Below are 16,888 nucleotides of genomic sequence, written 5' to 3' on the forward strand. Positions count from 1 at the left end.
AACCCTATGAAAACACTCAAGCTACGCATCAAAGACAAACACGCAAACCAGCTAAACAAAATAGCTGGGAGTGTCAACTATGCGTGGAACTATGTCAATGACCTAAGTTACAAACACCTAAGGCGAACAGGCAAGATGTTTTTAGCCTATGACCTATCAGCCTATGACCTAAACGAATACACCAAAGGTAGCGGTGAATTACTTGGCTTACACTCTCAAACCATTCAAGCCATTAATGAAACCCACGCCAAAAGCCGTAAGCGGTTTAAAAAAGCCAAACTGAACTGGCGTACCAATCGTGCCGATATCAAACGCAAAGCACTAGGCTGGATACCCTTTAAAAAATCCGCCATCAAGCATATTGCCACACACCAAACAGGCAAAAAGGCACTTAAATCAACCATTCAGCTGTCACTGGTCAAAGGTAAAAAACACAAGATTAGATGCAATACACAAATTCACCACACAATTAGTTAAGGACAATGCCTTGATAGTGGTTGGTGATGTTAAATCACGCTCACTTACAAATTCGATGACCAAACTGGCTAAATCAATATACGATGCAGCATGGTTTGAATTTAAGCGACAACTGGAATATAAATGCAAGTATGCAGATTGTCGGTTTGAAATCGTAAATGAGAAATACACTTTCCTAGTAACTGTATCAATCCTAGGAGTTATATCAAATAGTAGCTGTATTAAATTGATATATGTAACTGTCACATCCATTTGATACAGCGCCTTGTCAATTCACTTGAAGTTTATCAAGACCGCCTAAGACTATAATAATACTGGGTGGTCTAGATGTACCAGCGTACTTGTTTTTGATAAACTAGCCACTATCAGTAGCTGCTCACCTTGTAGCGCAATATTCTTGTAGCAAAATATTGTAGCAGAGTTAAGTTGAACCGACTATAAACACAAAACACAGGGATAAATATAAATGAAATGGCAAGATAGAGGTGGTAGTAGTAATGTGCGTAAAAGCGGTGGCAAAGTTGCTGGCGGCGGTATTTTAGGTCTTATTATCGCTGCGGTGCTGTGGTTGGTGTTTGATATGAATCCAATGACTGCTTATCAAACAGCACAGTCAGTGACAGCTAGCAATGGAGCGGAAGTTCAGCCAGTATCTGAAATGGACAATGATAGAGATACACGATTTGTATCTGTGGTATTGGCCGATACTGAAGCGGTGTGGCATCAGATATTTCAAGAAATGGGACGCACTTATAAAGAGCCTGAGTTAATTTTATTTAGTGGACGTGTGCAGTCAGCATGTGGCAGTGCTACTTCAGCAACGGGTCCGTTTTATTGTCCTGGTGATCAACGGGTTTATTTAGATACTTCATTTTTTGCCGAGATGCGTCATAACTTAGGTATTAGTGGAGATCAACAGGGTTCAGGTGATGCAGAAAATCAAGATAAGGCAGGAGATTTTGCACAAGCCTATGTGATCGCTCATGAAGTAGGACACCATGTACAGACCTTATTGGGTATCTCTCAAAAGGTCAATGAGGCACGCCGCCAGCTAAGTCAAACACAAGGCAATGAGTTGTCTGTACGTCAAGAGTTACAAGCGGATTGTTTTGCTGGAGTTTGGGCAAACAGGAACCAACAGCGAGTACAGTTTTTAGAAGAAGGTGATATTGAAGAGGCATTGAATGCGGCCAGTCAGATTGGTGATGATCGGTTGGCACAGGCCAGTGGTCGTGAAGTTGTACCAGACAACTTTACTCATGGCACGAGCCAACAGCGGGTAAATTGGTTTGTCAGAGGGTTAGAGAGTGGCGATATTGGCCGATGTGACACCTTTAGTGGTGCTATTTAGTCAGAACTGAAAAAGCTATAAGCTTTTATAGTCACAGCCACATTAAAGAGTTACAGCGTTAACCTCGCTTAGCCTACTTCAGTAGTACTTGCACTCGGTTGCCTTGTAACTTATACCTTTTCTAAAAAACAACCTATCTTTGTCAAACTCGTTGAACCTACTATATGTAGCGTTTGCACTCGTTTTCCTCGATAGCTTAATTTTTAGATTTGGTATTATTTATCTGACTACAACTATTAGGTGGCGACAAGATAAAAATTGCAATAAAAAAAAGAGTCTGGGTGCAGACTCTTTTTTTATCAATAATTTTATAAATAAATAGCTTATCAACTATCTAGCTAGCGATTCACTAGCATACTGGCTATTAACCAAAACCATATTACCTCTGAATAGTCTTATTAGCTTAACGCTGATTTTGGTACTGTTGGTTTTGATATTGCTGATTTTGGTACTGTTGGTTTTGGTTTTTATTTTCTTGATACTTCTCAAGAGCATAACCACCAGCACCCCCCAAGGCAGCACCAGCGATTGCACCACGGGCGATATCTTTTGAGTTACCGCCACTACGGATTAAAGCACCAGCAGCAGCACCAGCAGTTGCACCCTTGGCAGTGGTACTCATATTATTTGGATTAAATCCACCATTGGTTGTGTTACAGCCAGTTAAAAAAAGGGCAGAGCTGGTCATGGTGACTAGTGCAAGTGTTTTTATATTAGTAAGTTTCATAGTCGCTTCCTCAATCATACAGGTGGTGAATGTTCAATAGACCCTAATACTATTTTTTAGAACCGTGTTTTCAGAACAGTGGTTTGATCGCTGTTTTTAAGGGCTTTATCTTAAGAGCTTCAGTTTTTAAGGGTTGCAGTTATTAATGAGTGTATTAGCGCTGTTATGCACATACTTCATTCTATTATTTATTTTAATAAAAGTAATGGCTGTTAACTGTATTGATATGGCAAGACTTTCGCTTAGGAACGTAACGGTTGTTATCGGCATGTATCCTGCGCTGCCATTTATTAGCATTAACAAATACCATAGCTAACAGGATCTGTTGACTGGCAGCGCAACAAAAAAGACCGTTTAAAGCATAGACTAAGCGGTCTTTTTTGTTGTTGTCATATCTGAGCGTATATTAGCTATTACTCAGGGTTTAGCTAAGCAGTTAAGTCTTTAGTTTTGTGATTTACGCGTCATTTGGTCAAAAAAGTCATCGTTAGTTTTTGCTTCTTTTAAGCGCTCAAGCAAAAATTCAGTGGCTTGTACTCCATCCATTGGTTGTAGTAATTTGCGTAGAATCCAGACTTTACGTAGAGTGTCTTCATCAAGTAAGCGTTCTTCACGACGTGTACCTGATTTTTTGATATTGATCGCTGGAAACACTCGCTTTTCAGCCAAATCACGCTCAAGGGTAATTTCTTGGTTACCTGTACCTTTAAACTCTTCAAAGATAACGCTGTCCATTTTGCTACCCGTATCAATGAGCGCAGTAGAGATAATGGTCAAACTACCACCTTCTTCAATATTACGGGCTGCACCAAAGAAGCGCTTAGGCTGGGCTAAAGCATTGGCATCGACACCACCAGTGAGTACCTTGCCAGAAGAAGGGGCGACTATGTTATAAGCGCGTGCTAGACGGGTGATAGAGTCAAGTAAAATAACCACGTCTTGCTTGTGCTCGACCAAGCGCTTGGCTTTCTCAATTACCATCTCTGCAACTTGCACATGGCGCTGTGGGGGCTCATCAAAGGTAGAGGCAACTACTTCACCACGCACAGTGCGCTGCATTTCGGTGACTTCTTCAGGGCGCTCATCGATGAGCAGTACAATCACATAACACTCTGGGTTGTTACGAGTAATAGACTGGGCAATCGTTTGTAATAAAACAGTTTTACCCGCTTTTGGTGGTGCCACAATGATAGAACGCTGACCTTTTCCGATCGGAGCGATAAGATCGATGACACGACCAGTTAAATCTTCGGTCGTACCGTTACCTATCTCAAGTTTTAGTTGTTCAGTAGGAAATAGCGGGGTTAGATTTTCAAAGATAAGCTTATGGCGTGAGCGATCTGGTGTATCAAAGTTGATTTCACCAACCTTTAATAGCGCAAAATAGCGTTCAGAATCTTTGGGTGGCCTGATAGTACCAGCAATGGAGTCTCCTGTTTTTAGGCTAAATCGGCGGATCTGACTAGGACTAACATAGATGTCGTCAGGACCTGCCAGATATGAGCCTTCAGATGAGCGCAAAAAACCAAAACCATCTGGTAGTACTTCAAGTACACCGTCACCATAGATGGCCTCTCCATTTTTGGCGTGTTTTTTTAATATAGCAAAAATGATGTCTTGTTTGCGGCTACGCGCAAGGTTATCTAATCCCATTTCTTTAGCAAGAGTGAGCAGTTCAGAAACGGAATTTTTTTTAAGTTCGGTCAGATTCATAGAGGTTTCGTTTGATGGTTGTTGAGTCATAGTCAGCTGCCAATATACCTAGGTTTAGATATATGCAAATAAGTTATTGAGGTATCGGCGTTAATGGCAGATTGCCAGCGCCATACTCAGGTAGATTTGAGATGAAGTTGAGACAGAAAAGTATCAGTGTCATAGCATGAATAATTTTACTTAGCTTTATTAAAGCGTAAACCAGACTTACTTAATGGATAGTGGTGATATCAGTTTAGAGCTTTATATAAGATATTAGATAAGCACGATAATAAGGTGTAAGTGCTTGATATTTATCACTTACAAGTTATTGGCATATAAGAGTCGTAATTTATTGTGTTGAACTTATATGCCTGATATAGCAACAGCTAAGTACCCAAAATCTATTTTTTGCTAGTTACATTTGCAGTTAGCTTTTTACTTAGTCAATGCCAGACAAATCGGGCTGACAGACTTAGAACTAGATGGTATATATTTTATCAGGTACAGATGGAGTGTACTATTATGCAAGGTAATGAGAAAAGGTATTATGATTGTCAGTATTATTTGGCTTAAAACCCATTAATAAATAACGTATCAGGGCATTATTTGGCACAAAATTGATTGTACACAATACGAAGACAAAGCTTAGATAGAAGGCTTGTCATAATGGATGATTAAGCTTAGGCTGTGCTCTAATAGACACAAATTGACAATAGGTATTCTCTAGAACACAAACTATACGGTGTTTACCCTTATCATGTCAATGATTTTGTTAGTTTAAAGTATCATTTGCGTAGGAATTTATAGATATTTATGAGTTAGAGTTGTTTTTTAGCCTGTTATGAGCCAAAAATAAGCCAGCGTAAGACTCAATAGCAATAAAAATAGCCCCAACATGGTTATAAAACTATGATGGGGGCTAAATAATAACGATGGCACACGATAAAAGGTGACCTGTTATTGTTAAATGCTGGTAGATGTAGCATCTACATTTATAGATTTTTATCAAGTAGCGCAGCTAAGTCTGCCTTAGGTTGTAGGCCCATGACGGTATCCACTTTTTCACCACCTTTGAATACCATTAAGGTTGGGATGCTACGAATACCAAAGCGACTAGCGGTTTCTGGGTTGTCGTCCACATCAAGCTTAACAACCTGTACTTTACCTTGATACTCATCAGCGATCTCTTCTAAGATAGGTGCAATGGCCTTACATGGGCCACACCAAGCTGCCCAGAAGTCTAATAATACAGGTAGATCTGCATTAACAACATCTTTCTCAAAGTTGGCGTCTGTTGTATTAACGATTAAATTTGACATAGTTATTTCCTTTATTAATAAAAAAATTGTTAATAAAAATTAGGTTAGTGAGCATTTGGAAAATATGTATTGAGAGCTTTTTCAATATTAAATAGATTAAGGGTTTATTTAATTCTTAGATTAACAGCCACGAACATGACTTAATTGCAGAAAAACTTCTTAATGACGTCTATTTTACCATTTTTTACCCAAATTTTGTGTTAACCCCGTTAAGTAAGGTTAATAATTGGTATGAGTTAGATTGATGATATACTCATGCACATTTAAAATACCCATTCACCCATCTAGATTGTGATTTATGCCATGCCAATATCAATAGAAACCGTCAATCGATTAAATTTAGCAGAAACTCAGTACGACTCTCAGTTTTTTAAAGATTTTGTTGCACAAATTACTCTATACGAAGATGAGGATATCTTGTTGGTCAATAAGCCAGCAGGACTGCTTAGCATTGATGGTAAAGATTTGAAGGTCAGCTTGTTATCACGCCTAGAGAAAGCTAATCCAGATATTAAGTTGATTCATCGACTGGATATGGATACCTCAGGATTGATGATTTTTGCAAAAAATAAACCAGCACAAACCCATATCAGTAAACAATTTATTGAGCGTATTCCACAAAAAGAATACCAAGCCATTGTGATGGGTACTTTGGCAATACCAGGAAAAAAAGGTGAGATTGATATCCCTGTGCGTTATGAGCCGAGCATTAAGCCAAAGCATGTGGCTGATCCAAATTGGAAAAAACACGCTTTGACCCATTATGAAGTATTGCACCATGAGTTAAGAGAGGGGAAGCCGGTGACACGTGTGGCGCTACATCCGATAACTGGGCGTAGCCATCAGTTGCGGGTACATATGCTACATCTTGGTCATGTCATTATCGGAGATCCTATTTATGCTGGAGGTGAGGCGCTATCTTTAGCGCCTAGGTTGAATTTGCATGCCCATAAATTAAGATTAAAGCATCCGACCATGAATACTTGGATGGCGTGGGAGAGTGAAGTACCATTTTAGATGGTTAGGTTTTGTTAATAGTCGCTGAGAGTCTGTGGTAGACGGTTAGTACAAGGTAGCTGTTTGATTGATAGTTTTAGAAACTGCTTGTCAGGCTCTTAATTCAATAAAAACAGAACCGTAGCGCCTGCATAAAGCACTTTTATTTTGTTAGCGTAAGTAGTATGTTATGAAAGAGTGTTAAAGATTCATTAATAAACAAGGATTGTGTTATGAGTATTATTCAATCGGTCTCTCACTTTAAATCAGCGCGGGATGCAGCCAAGCCACTTGAACGAGTTGAAGATGTGAGAGCGGCGGCCGAAGACTTTCGTAAAACTATGCTAAATAACCCTAAGGTAAAGTTTTATAAAACCTATGAGTTAATTCGCATTCCCTATCCCTCCAAATATGGCTATCTCAATGCCTTTGCCTTGCCTACCCCTTATATCCATATTTGTAATAAGCTATTTGTCATTCAGTTTGATAGCGAGGAGGGCATAAAGACCATGTTGGTCAGCCCTTCAGACTGGGAGACTCAAGATGACACACCTTATTTTTATCAAATGCGTGAGGATGTTGGTATTTTCTCTAAACCCGTCGAAGCTTTAATGGTTAAGCCAAAAAAAACAGTTTTAGGCGCACTAAAAAAACTAGGGCTGGCACCAGAAGATGTCGATTATATTACCTATGACCACTTACATACTCAGAATGTCACCCGTTGGCTTGGTGGTAATGGACAAGCGGCCATTTTTCCAAATGCTAAGCTGTTGGTGATGCGTGAGGAATGGGAAAGTGCTCAGGCTTTACTGCCGTGGCAAAACCAGTGGTATTGTCCAGGTGGTATTGATGGTGTGGATGATAGCCGTATTGAGCTGATTGATGGTGATGTATTCTTGGGTGATGGTTCCGTAGCTTTGATGCATACTAAAGGTCACACAGAGGGCAATCACTCGATTGTTGCGCATACAGATCAAGGCTTATTAGTTACCTCAGAAAATGGTGTGAGTATGGATGCGTATGCGCCGCAACACTCAAAAATCAAGGGCTTGGCTGACTATGCCAAGATGACTGGCTCAGAAGTTGTGTTAAATGGTAATACCCTAGAATTTGGCGTGGATCAGTATTTGTCTATGATTCAAGAAAAAACTGTGGCAGGTGCTTATCCAAAAGACGAGCGTTTTTTTAACATGGCATTATCTTCGGAATCTGCGGGCTACTATTTATTTCCAGGTACTGCTCCAACGGTGCGCATGGGAGATCTTGAGTTTGGCCGCTTTACACCTATATCCAAATCGTCTGATAACAAAAAAAGAGGTGGCATATGGCGCAAACTTATATCGTAACAGGTGCGGCATCAGGTATTGGCTTGGCGTTATGTCAACGATTGTTGGCAGGCAATCATAGAGTTTGTGCTTGCGATATCAACTTTGATGCATTACAAGCTATTTATAGCCATTATCCACAATTTGCAGAGGGTGGAAATCTGATGTTGCAACAACTGGATGTACGTCAGTTAGATACGTGGCAGCAGACGGTTGTACGTGTGGTGGAACACTGGCAGCGCATTGACGTACTGTGCAATATTGCAGGAGTTTTAAAAGAGAACTGGGTCACTGATATTGTAGTGCCTGATGAGGTGGACTTACATTTCGATATTAATGTTAAAGGTACTATATTTGGCACACAAAGCGTGATCGAGACCATGCGATCTCAAGGTTCGGGTCATATTATAAATGTGGCTTCTTTGGCGGCGTTATCACCCGTACCGGGATTGTCTTTATATAGCGCTAGTAAATTTGCAGTACGCTCTTATTCATTAGCGGCTGGTATGGAATTAGGGCAATATGGTATTGCTGTCACTACGATATGTCCTGATGCGGTACAAACTCCCATGCTAGATAAACAAAAGGACAAAGAGCAAGCAGCGTTAACTTTCTCAGGCCATCGTACATTGAGTGTTGATGAGGTTGTTGATGCCATTGTTGGCCCTATTATGCGTAAGCGCCCTCTAGAGATGGTATTGCCAGCAAGTCGTGGGGTAGTGGCTAAGGCTGCTAATATATTCCCACAAACTACTGGAAATTATGTTGATTTTTTCCATAAGCTAGGTAAAAAACGACAGAAGAAAAGTCAGTAAATCTAAGATAGGATGAGTCTAAGAAAGCTAGAGTTTTAAAATGTTAAAAAATAAGAAAAAAGCAACCCTGACTCATCAGGGCTGCTTTTTTTCTTAGTAAGCTTTTTTACTTGCTAAATTGTATTAGTAATACCTTTTCTGAAAAAACAACCTATCTTAGTCAAACTCGCTAAACCTACTACTTGTAGTGTTTGCACTCGTTTTCCTCGATATCTTAATTTTCAGATTTTGTATAATTATTTACCATATACTTTTAAGCGAGTTTCTAGTGGTGCGAACTGTTTTTCACCAGCTGGTTCTACAACGCCACCGAATACTAGCTGAGCGATAAGCTTCCACTTAGGATCTATGTTCCAAGCTTTAGCAACTGGCTCATCGATAATTGGGTTGTAGTGTTGTAGGTTTGCACCAATACCTAGGCTGGCTAATGCTGACCAGATAACATACTGGTGCATTGCACTTGCATGCTCTGCCCATACTGGGAAGCGGTCTGCATATAAAGCAAACTGATCTTGTAAGTTTTCTACAACTGCCTTGTCTTCGAAGAATAGTACAGTACCAGCGCCTGCTTTAAAACCTTCTAGTTTTTGTTTAGTGGCTTCAAATTGCTCGTCATCTTTAACGATCTTACGTAGCTCATCTTCAGTGATTTGCCACAATTTTTTGTGATCTTCACCAAGTAGAACAACTAAACGGCTTGACTGTGAGTTAAATGCTGATGGGGTATGCAGTACAGCATGCTCAACTAGCTTAACAACGTCATCTTTTGAAACTGGAAGCTGATCGTTTAATGCATAAACTGAACGACGTGCTTCAGCAATTTTTTGGAAAGTTTGTAGGTCTGACATAATTATTCTCCATTATCATAACAGTTTGTACAAAGAGATTGGTTAACACAATTACCGCTTGATTTTTCCCTGTTGAGCAGTTACTTATAGTTGTTTTTAGTAGGCCAGTTTTTATTAAGCCAATGCTTATTAAGTCAGTCTATGGCTTAGTAAAGAGGTTGGTTTACTATTAATGTAATGCACTTAAAAACTGATGTACTTAAAAACTAATGCACTTAAAAACTAATGCACTTAAAAAACAGGAGCATACCTAAACAACAGGGCTGTACATAGTATGGCGTTATTATATTAGATTTGGTCAAAATGCATATTGTCTTTTTGTAAAAAAACTTTAACAATAAGTACACTTAGTAAATCTGATATAAACAGTGCTGATTTATAAATTAACCCTTAAAGGTATTATAAATCAACTTTTAAAGCCTTCAGGTAGTGCGGGCGCTTCTAAGCGTTTTAACTCAGAATTAACGTCACCAAAGCGTGGGTGATGGTTGTTCCAGTCTTCAATGGCTTGTTCGATATCTTCTTTATTATCAGCAACAAAGTTCCACCATAGTAAGACTTTTTGATTCAAAGGCTCACCGCCTAATAACATAAAGCGAGTACCTTTTTTGCCTTTCACAGTGACAACGGTACGCTCTTTAATATCATCAAAACGGATCAAGTCATTTTGTTCATATTGTTCGCCTTGGTATTCAATACCATCAACAACCATTAAGATACCATACTCAAAGTCGGGCTCTAATACCAAAGACACCTCTGTATCTTCAACTAGGTTCACATCTAGACCGATCAGTTTTGAGTACTGGATGGTTGGTGCTTTATAGCTATCACCACTTGGGGTTGTGTAGTTGCCTGTTGTTAATACAAACTCTGCATCACCCTCATTCCAGCTTGGTAACTTTGGATAGTGATGGAAGTTGCGCTCAATTTTTTGATCAGTGGGCAATGCAATCCATAGCTGTACCATATTCATACCGCGCCATGCATTGGCTGAGCCCCCAGTATCAGGGAAGACGCTTTGTTCAGTGTGGCTAATGCCTTGGTCATTGCCGGTACCAGCGGTCATGACGTTTACCTGATATTTGGTAATAACTTGTTCGTTACCGAGGCTGTCTTTATGCAGCACTTCACCATCAATCATCCAGCTGAATGTCTGTAAGTTGGTGTGTGGATGTCTGCCAACCTGCATACCCGCTTCATCTTCACCAAATTCAGCAGGACCAGCGTGATCCATAAAGCACCAAGCACCGATTGGTTGTTTGCCCTTGTTTGGTAGTAGGCGGGCAATAGGAATACCACCAACGTCAGCAATACGGGGTTTAAGTGTCTGGGTTTTCATAAGTTACCTCGAGTCGTTAAGTTTGTGTTTAGCTGTTGATTCTTGTTTATAAAAATATGTTGTGCTGGGCTAAAAGTAGCAATGTATATCAAATTTTAATAGGCTGAAACTGGTGTTTGTTTATCCTCAATTTTATACAGCGGCTATTATATAGTTATTAGTAATGGTTATTGGTATATTTTTAGCGCATATCAGATACAAATATCAGTATTACAATAACTTATTTAACAGTAAGTTGAATGGATAAGTCAGTAAGGATTTTGTTTGATGTCTGTTACTTGCTAACTCTAAAAGTTCATAGGTACATCCATTAACAGTACCTGTGCGTTTTCGATCACATCCATCGTAAAGTTTTTGCTATCTGTGATGCCTAAGCCATCTCGACCATCAAGTCGCTGACCGTTGATCACCACAGAGCCTGAGATAACGAATACATATACGCCATTTAATGGGCTACGTAAAGAATAGGTAGTAGTAACGCCTTTATCAAACTCACCAATGCTAAACCATGCATTTTGGTAAATCCAAACGCCCGCATCTTCAGGACTAGGTGATAGCACTTGGTTAAACTGGTTGCGCTTGAGTAAGTCACGCAAGCATTGTTGCTGATAACGAGGCTTTACATCCAGTTTATTTGGTACAACCCAAATTTGTAAAAATTTAACTGGTTTTTCATCATCACCATTCATTTCTGAATGGACAATACCAGTGCCTGCCGACATCACTTGGATTTCACCGCTTTCAATGACGCTATGGTTGCCCATGCTATCACCGTGGCGAAGTTTGCCGGATAAGGGGATACTGATGATTTCCATATTGGCATGAGAGTGATCACCAAAGCCTGTACCGCCGTCAACGTGGTCATCGTTAATCACACGCAACGCACCAAAGCCAACTCGCTTTGGATCATAGTAATCGGCAAAGCTGAAAGTGTGTCTGCTTTTTAGCCATCCATGATGAGAACCACCACGGCTAGCATTAGCATGATATATGGTTTTCATAAAACCTCCTTCACAAACCAACTAATAAACTATTCTTAATAAACATATATGCATATTCAATATAACTAAATAATAGTATTTTAAAAAAATAATTCAAGTAACAAACCGTTAAACTTTTGTACAGAGTTAAACTAGACGATAGGCAATGGACTGGCTATGATAGATTCGTTGCATCACTAATCAATTTAATCATTAATTAACTAACTAATGATCAATAACATATGATCAATAACATAATAAGAGAGAAAAATTATGACAGCCAAAGAACAACCAAGTTACGAAGTCATTGATAACAAAGAAGCCAGTCGCTTTGAAATCCATGTAGATGGTCATATTGCGTTTGAAGAATATGAATACTTTACCACCAGCGAAGGTGAGTCAGGTATCGCATACCTACATACTTTTGTACCTAAAGAGCTGGGTGGACGTGGTATTGCGGGCTACTTTGTGAAGTATTTACTAGAATATGCTGCTGCGAAAAACTTGCGTGTGAAGCCGATTTGTCCTTTTGTGAAGTCTTATATTGATAAGCATCCAGAGTATCAAGATAACTCAGTGTTTCATAATGCTAAGCCATAGAGTCAAGTATATAGCCGTTAAATAATACCTTTTCTGAAAAACAACCTATCTATGTCAAACTTGCTAAATCTACTACTTGTAGCGTTTGCACTCGTTTTCCTCGATATCTTAATTTTCAGATTTGGTATAATATAGTTTATAAAGAATACAACCTATAAAAAATGCCCGACTTAACATAATCGGGCATTTTTTGTTGTCTATTATCTATATTGCTAGCTACCTATTTCTTAGCGGCTTGAGCTGCTGCATAGCTGTCCATTAGTGGACCGTACTCAGGGATTGAGCCATGGAATAAGTTGGCTAAGCCTTCCATATCCACGCGCCAGTCACGTGCAAGCTCACAGGCGACTGCAAACCATGACATCAATTCAATACCTTCCTTTTGCATGCGTAGCCAAGCGGCTTCACGTGTAATATTGTTGAAAGTACCTGAAGCATCAGTAACCACAAACACATCATACCCTGCTTTAGCAGCGGCTAGTGCTGGGAATGCCACACATACTTCAGTAACAATACCTGCGATAATAAGTTGTTTACGGCCAGTCTTTTCGATGGCTTTTACAAAGTCTTCGTTGTCCCATGCGTTGATCTGACCTGGGCGAGCGATATAGTCTGCCTCAGGGAACATTTCTTTAATTTCTGGCATTAACGGACCATTTGGACCATCTTCAAAGCTGGTGGTTAAGATGGTCGGTAAATTGAAGTATTTTGCTGCTTTGGCCAAGCCTAATACGTTATTTTGAAAATCAGCGGCTGGTAGGTCGCGAGCTAGTGATAGCAAGCCAGTTTGGTGGTCAACAAGTAATACAACAGCATCATCTACTGACAAGCGGTTATATAGTTTATCATCAGTTTTTAGTTTTGGATCCATCTTTTTTGTTTTGGTTTTTTTAAGTTTTGGCTTAAACATAGTATTTTCCTTTTTCTTTTCTGATGGGTTGTTGACTAAGGTCTTGGGGTAAGTATAAGGTATTCTATACTTATTAAGGTATTTTATACTTATATCAGTCTATCGACTTCATAAGAAAAAGCAATTTGTCGCTTGCTGTGATTTGGTTATGCTTTGTAAGAAATGTAAGTTAAATAGATGAATACATTCAGAGCAAGTCATGTCCAGAGCAAGCTAACTCAAGCTAGGCTATTTTATAAAACTTTCATAGTCGCTAGCTGGTGTACATATTCTGCTGCTTTAGATAGCTCTCATCACGTGCCTTTACCGCCAAGTATAAAACAGCTAGGATAAATGGCGTGATAGACCAAAAGCCGGTATATAAATAAAAGATAGCACCAACAAAAGCCCCAATAACAAAGCTAAAAACCACAGTCGCACTATACTTTAAGCTGTCCATATTGCATTTGGTGCGGTTAAATATATAGTCAGACAAGTCAATCCCAAGCTGAGTGGTATTACCCGTCATCAATAGCGTAGGGCGAGCCTTGCCCATCACACCACGACTTGCAGTGTTGCGAATTGCAAACGCCATTAGGCCTAAAAAGCCAGTAATCGCTACATCAACTGCCCCTGCGGTATGAAATGGACCAAAAAATAAGGCGCAAACCATAAAGGCAGTCAAAAATAGCGCTTCTGCAAATAGCAACTGACTTAGGATTGGCTGTCCCACGCGTCTGGTATTGATGATACGCTGTGTCACGATAACCGTTAGGATAAACACAGGCAAAGCACCAAGCTTAATCCAGAGACCTTTGTCATCTTTGACCATGCCAGCGCCTGCCATCACCAAGTTTCCTGTGACGTGGTTGGTGAAAAATCCTAGTAGCGCCACAAAGCCGATGGTGTTAATCGCGCCACCCACGATAGTCAGTAAAATCGTCGCCTCATAGCGCTTCCACAAACCCTGTTCTGATACAGACTGAGGTGTTGTGGTATTTTTAGAAGTCACCTTTTGGTTGTTGGATGCAGTCTTGTTTAGATCGTTATGTATATTATCGTTGTTATCGCTCATAGTATTCCTCTAGACACTCAGTTAAGTGAGCTTTATGTTTTTTATAGTGTAACCTAGGGTGCATTATGAGATATATAGGGTTATTATTACGGTTTGTTGTACGGACGGTAAATATTGTACAGCCTCAAGACTTGTACAGACCGTACATGTTATAGCCAGTGAACGACCAAAACTTGCGTTTTGGTAAGCTTGCGTTTCACTAAGGCTATTTGCGAGTAGTGCTTGCTACCAAAGAAGCCTCATACACCTAGACAGGGTAGAGGCTTCTTTTAAGTAGTCACATACTCTTTCAAGCAATCACACATATTGTGTGGAAGTTTGCATCATCAATGTCCAGCAGACCCTAACAAATAGATTGCAAGTTATTTGTTACGGTTGTCAAAGGACAAAGGACCTGGACCATGGGCAACAATCATTAAGAAACCACCAGCCATTGCAAGGTTTTTCAAAAAGTCATTTTGCTGCTCTGGATCACCAAATGGATGGAAGATTAGTGCAGACAAAATACTAAAACCAGCCATTAAGAAAGCGATAGCACGGGCTTTAAAGCCGACTAAGATAGCGATACCACCAAGCACTTCTAAAATAATAACCACTGGTAGAATAAAGCCAGGAACGCCCATCATTTCCATATAACCTTGAGTAGCGGCATAGCCAGAGACTTTACCCAGACCTGAATAGATGAAAATGACGGTTAATAAAAAACGGCCGACTGGTGCACTGATATCATAAAACTTATCCATAACGAACTCCTTAAACTTAAAAATAATTAATAAAAAAGTATTTGTATTTAATATCATTTAACGGTGGATATATAGTAATTGTTGAGGCTATCAAGATAAACACCATTTATTGCAAATGATAATTCTTTTTTTGAGAACAATTGTGTAGTATGTCCGTTATAAAAATAACTTCACACTAGATGCGTTCGCACAGCTTTAAGCGTAAAGGTAAAACAAAAAAAGAAGCCAGAAGCAAACGGCACCAAAGATTAAAAAAATTAAAAATGGAGAAGCATGATGGGGCAGTTAGAAGATATGTGTTTGTTTATTCGCATTGTCGAAGCCGGCAGCATTACTAAGGCTGCAGAACAGCTTGATATTGCAAAATCAGCCGCTAGTCGTCGCTTAAAAGAGTTAGAAACTCGCTTAAATACACAGCTCATTAGTCGTACTACCCGTAACTCAACCTTGACGGATGCTGGCCGTCAATACTATGAGCAAGCCCGCAATATCTTGAGTGATGTGGACATACTTAATGAAGAGATCGGTGGTACTAAAGCACATATTGAAGGTACGTTAAAGATGACAGCGCCGCTATCCTTTGGGTTGATGCATTTAAGTGACTTAATTGATAGCTATGCTAGGCAACACCCAAACTTGGCCTTTGAACTGGATTTTTCAGATCGCCATGTTGACTTGGTAGAAGAAGGCTATGAGCTGGGTATTCGTATCGGTGAGCTCAAAGACTCTAGCTATCAAGCCAGACGTTTGACCAAGATTCGTTATGTGTTGTGCGCCAGTCCCAGCTATATTGAGCAGGCAGGCATGCCGACCAGCTTGGATGAGTTGCAACAGCATACGTTTTTGCAATATGGACTTGCCAAGCAAAGCAGTCTGCTATTGACTGACAATCAGGGGCAACAGCATAAGTTGAGTACTACTTCAAACTTGAAAGCCAATAACGGTGACTTTTTGGTAAAAATGGCAGAAAAAGGGCATGGCATTGCCTTTATTCCCACCTTTATTGCTTATGAGGCGTTACTCGATAAGGCGCTAGTACCTTTGATGACTGATTATGAACTGCCCCCTATCAATGCCTATGCGGTGTACCCAAAAAACCGTTATGTGTCGCAGCGTTGTCGCTTTTTTATTGACTTTGTGATTGAGCGGATTGGGGACAATCCATATTGGGATAAGTGCTTACACGAGGCGGGTGTGCTGTCGTTTTTTGACTAATAACAGTGAAGTTAGACAAGTAGACATTTAGGCGGTAGAAAAGAGTGATTAACGCTCAAATAACCCCTAAGAATAAGAGCAAACATTCGAAATAAGCAATCAAAACAAGCAATTAGAACGGTCAATAGTAATAAATAATTAGAACAGTCAATAGGAATAAACAATCGAAATAAGTAATCGGAATAAGTAATCGGAATAAACATCAAAAAGCCATAGCAAGATACACTTATACCAATTCCAAGAAATAATATATAATAAATTATTATTTACTATTACGACGCCAGTATGCCAAAAATAACGCCTAGAAATCATAAGTTAAGCGATCACGACTTTCTGAAGCTATCAAAAGTTGAATCTAAACCAAGAGCACGGGTCAAACTGCTTATATTACATCAACTCAGTCAAAACAAATCCTTAGAAGGCATAGGTAAAGACTTTGGCTATCATCCTCAAAGCATAGGTATCATCAGAAAGAACTACTGGCTATATGGTCT

General features: G+C 39.7%; 16 protein-coding genes and 1 pseudogene. 8 read left to right on the forward strand and 9 right to left on the reverse strand.

Annotated elements, in window-relative coordinates; translation table 11 throughout:
• Positions 1 to 6: 6 nt before the first annotated feature.
• Together H140_RS14990 and ypfJ are read left to right on the forward strand one after the other, a co-directional pair.
• Positions 7 to 694, forward strand: a pseudogene (locus H140_RS14990) (IS200/IS605 family accessory protein TnpB-related protein); the annotation flags it as partial.
• A gap of 249 nt (positions 695 to 943) precedes the next feature.
• Positions 944 to 1,828: a KPN_02809 family neutral zinc metallopeptidase gene (gene ypfJ, locus H140_RS0112630; protein ID WP_019674021.1), complete on the forward strand. Its 885-nt coding sequence runs from the start codon at positions 944 to 946 to the stop codon at positions 1,826 to 1,828.
• Positions 1,829 to 2,231: 403 nt separating this feature from the next.
• Here the strand turns inward: ypfJ and H140_RS14690 are convergent, their stop codons facing one another.
• From H140_RS14690 to trxA, 3 genes are all read right to left on the reverse strand, one after another.
• Entirely contained in the window at positions 2,232 to 2,555 is a 324-nt protein-coding gene (locus tag H140_RS14690) for a glycine zipper domain-containing protein (protein WP_019674022.1), read from the reverse strand.
• Positions 2,556 to 2,999: 444 nt separating this feature from the next.
• Complete coding sequence (gene rho, locus H140_RS0112640; RefSeq protein ID WP_026349091.1) at positions 3,000 to 4,268, reverse strand: transcription termination factor Rho; 1,269 nt, start codon at positions 4,266 to 4,268, stop codon at positions 3,000 to 3,002.
• A 974-nt stretch (positions 4,269 to 5,242) separates the two neighbouring features.
• Positions 5,243 to 5,569 carry a thioredoxin gene (gene trxA / locus H140_RS0112645; RefSeq protein WP_019674024.1) on the reverse strand — a complete coding sequence of 109 codons (327 nt, stop codon included), beginning with the start codon at positions 5,567 to 5,569 and terminating at the stop codon, positions 5,243 to 5,245.
• A 303-nt stretch (positions 5,570 to 5,872) separates the two neighbouring features.
• On the opposite strand from trxA, the gene H140_RS0112650 reads away from it, so the two are divergent.
• From H140_RS0112650 to H140_RS0112660, 3 genes are all read left to right on the forward strand, one after another.
• On the forward strand, positions 5,873 to 6,586 hold the full coding sequence (locus H140_RS0112650; RefSeq protein WP_019674025.1) for an RluA family pseudouridine synthase: 714 nt from the start codon (positions 5,873 to 5,875) through the stop codon (positions 6,584 to 6,586).
• 212 nt (positions 6,587 to 6,798) lie between these two features.
• Positions 6,799 to 7,911: an MBL fold metallo-hydrolase gene (locus H140_RS14695; RefSeq protein WP_019674026.1), complete on the forward strand. Its 1,113-nt coding sequence runs from the start codon at positions 6,799 to 6,801 to the stop codon at positions 7,909 to 7,911.
• Positions 7,890 to 8,705 (forward strand): SDR family oxidoreductase, encoded by an 816-nt coding sequence (locus H140_RS0112660; RefSeq protein WP_019674027.1) that lies wholly within the window; start codon positions 7,890 to 7,892, stop codon positions 8,703 to 8,705. Before H140_RS14695 ends, H140_RS0112660 begins: the two co-directional genes overlap by 22 nt.
• Before the next feature lie 236 nt (positions 8,706 to 8,941).
• Here H140_RS0112660 and H140_RS0112665 read toward each other — a convergent pair whose 3' ends face one another.
• The 3 genes from H140_RS0112665 to H140_RS0112675 all read right to left on the reverse strand — a co-directional run bounded on the left by H140_RS0112665 (position 8,942) and on the right by H140_RS0112675 (position 11,893).
• A complete protein-coding gene (locus H140_RS0112665; RefSeq protein ID WP_019674028.1) occupies positions 8,942 to 9,553 on the reverse strand; it encodes a nitroreductase family protein in 612 nt (203 codons plus the stop codon).
• 406 nt (positions 9,554 to 9,959) lie between these two features.
• Entirely contained in the window at positions 9,960 to 10,892 is a 933-nt protein-coding gene (locus H140_RS0112670) for a pirin family protein (RefSeq protein ID WP_019674029.1), read from the reverse strand.
• Positions 10,893 to 11,179: 287 nt separating this feature from the next.
• Complete coding sequence (locus H140_RS0112675; RefSeq protein ID WP_019674030.1) at positions 11,180 to 11,893, reverse strand: pirin family protein; 714 nt, start codon at positions 11,891 to 11,893, stop codon at positions 11,180 to 11,182.
• 252 nt (positions 11,894 to 12,145) lie between these two features.
• Between H140_RS0112675 and H140_RS0112680 the strand changes: the two genes are divergently transcribed.
• Positions 12,146 to 12,472, forward strand: coding sequence for a GNAT family N-acetyltransferase (locus tag H140_RS0112680; protein ID WP_019674031.1), 327 nt, complete (start codon positions 12,146 to 12,148; stop codon positions 12,470 to 12,472).
• Between the two features lie 220 nt (positions 12,473 to 12,692).
• Here the strand turns inward: H140_RS0112680 and ycaC are convergent, their stop codons facing one another.
• From ycaC to H140_RS0112695, 3 genes are all read right to left on the reverse strand, one after another.
• A complete protein-coding gene (gene ycaC / locus H140_RS0112685) occupies positions 12,693 to 13,343 on the reverse strand; it encodes an isochorismate family cysteine hydrolase YcaC (RefSeq protein ID WP_026349092.1) in 651 nt (216 codons plus the stop codon).
• Between the two features lie 292 nt (positions 13,344 to 13,635).
• Entirely contained in the window at positions 13,636 to 14,436 is an 801-nt protein-coding gene (locus H140_RS0112690; RefSeq protein WP_019674033.1) for a YoaK family protein, read from the reverse strand.
• Between the two features lie 362 nt (positions 14,437 to 14,798).
• The gene (locus tag H140_RS0112695) at positions 14,799 to 15,179 is read right to left on the reverse strand and encodes a DoxX family protein (RefSeq protein ID WP_019674034.1); all 381 of its coding nucleotides are present in this window, start codon (positions 15,177 to 15,179) and stop codon (positions 14,799 to 14,801) included.
• Between the two features lie 273 nt (positions 15,180 to 15,452).
• On the opposite strand from H140_RS0112695, the gene H140_RS0112700 reads away from it, so the two are divergent.
• Both H140_RS0112700 and H140_RS15970 read left to right on the forward strand, forming a co-directional pair.
• The gene (locus tag H140_RS0112700; protein ID WP_228127178.1) at positions 15,453 to 16,394 is read left to right on the forward strand and encodes a LysR family transcriptional regulator; all 942 of its coding nucleotides are present in this window, start codon (positions 15,453 to 15,455) and stop codon (positions 16,392 to 16,394) included.
• Between the two features lie 285 nt (positions 16,395 to 16,679).
• Positions 16,680 to 16,888, forward strand: a 209-nt coding sequence (locus tag H140_RS15970; protein ID WP_026349094.1) for a hypothetical protein, incomplete at its 3' end; no start/stop codon positions are given.

The organism is Psychrobacter lutiphocae DSM 21542 (assembly GCF_000382145.1).
Taxonomy (GTDB): Bacteria; Pseudomonadota; Gammaproteobacteria; order Pseudomonadales; family Moraxellaceae; genus Psychrobacter; species Psychrobacter lutiphocae.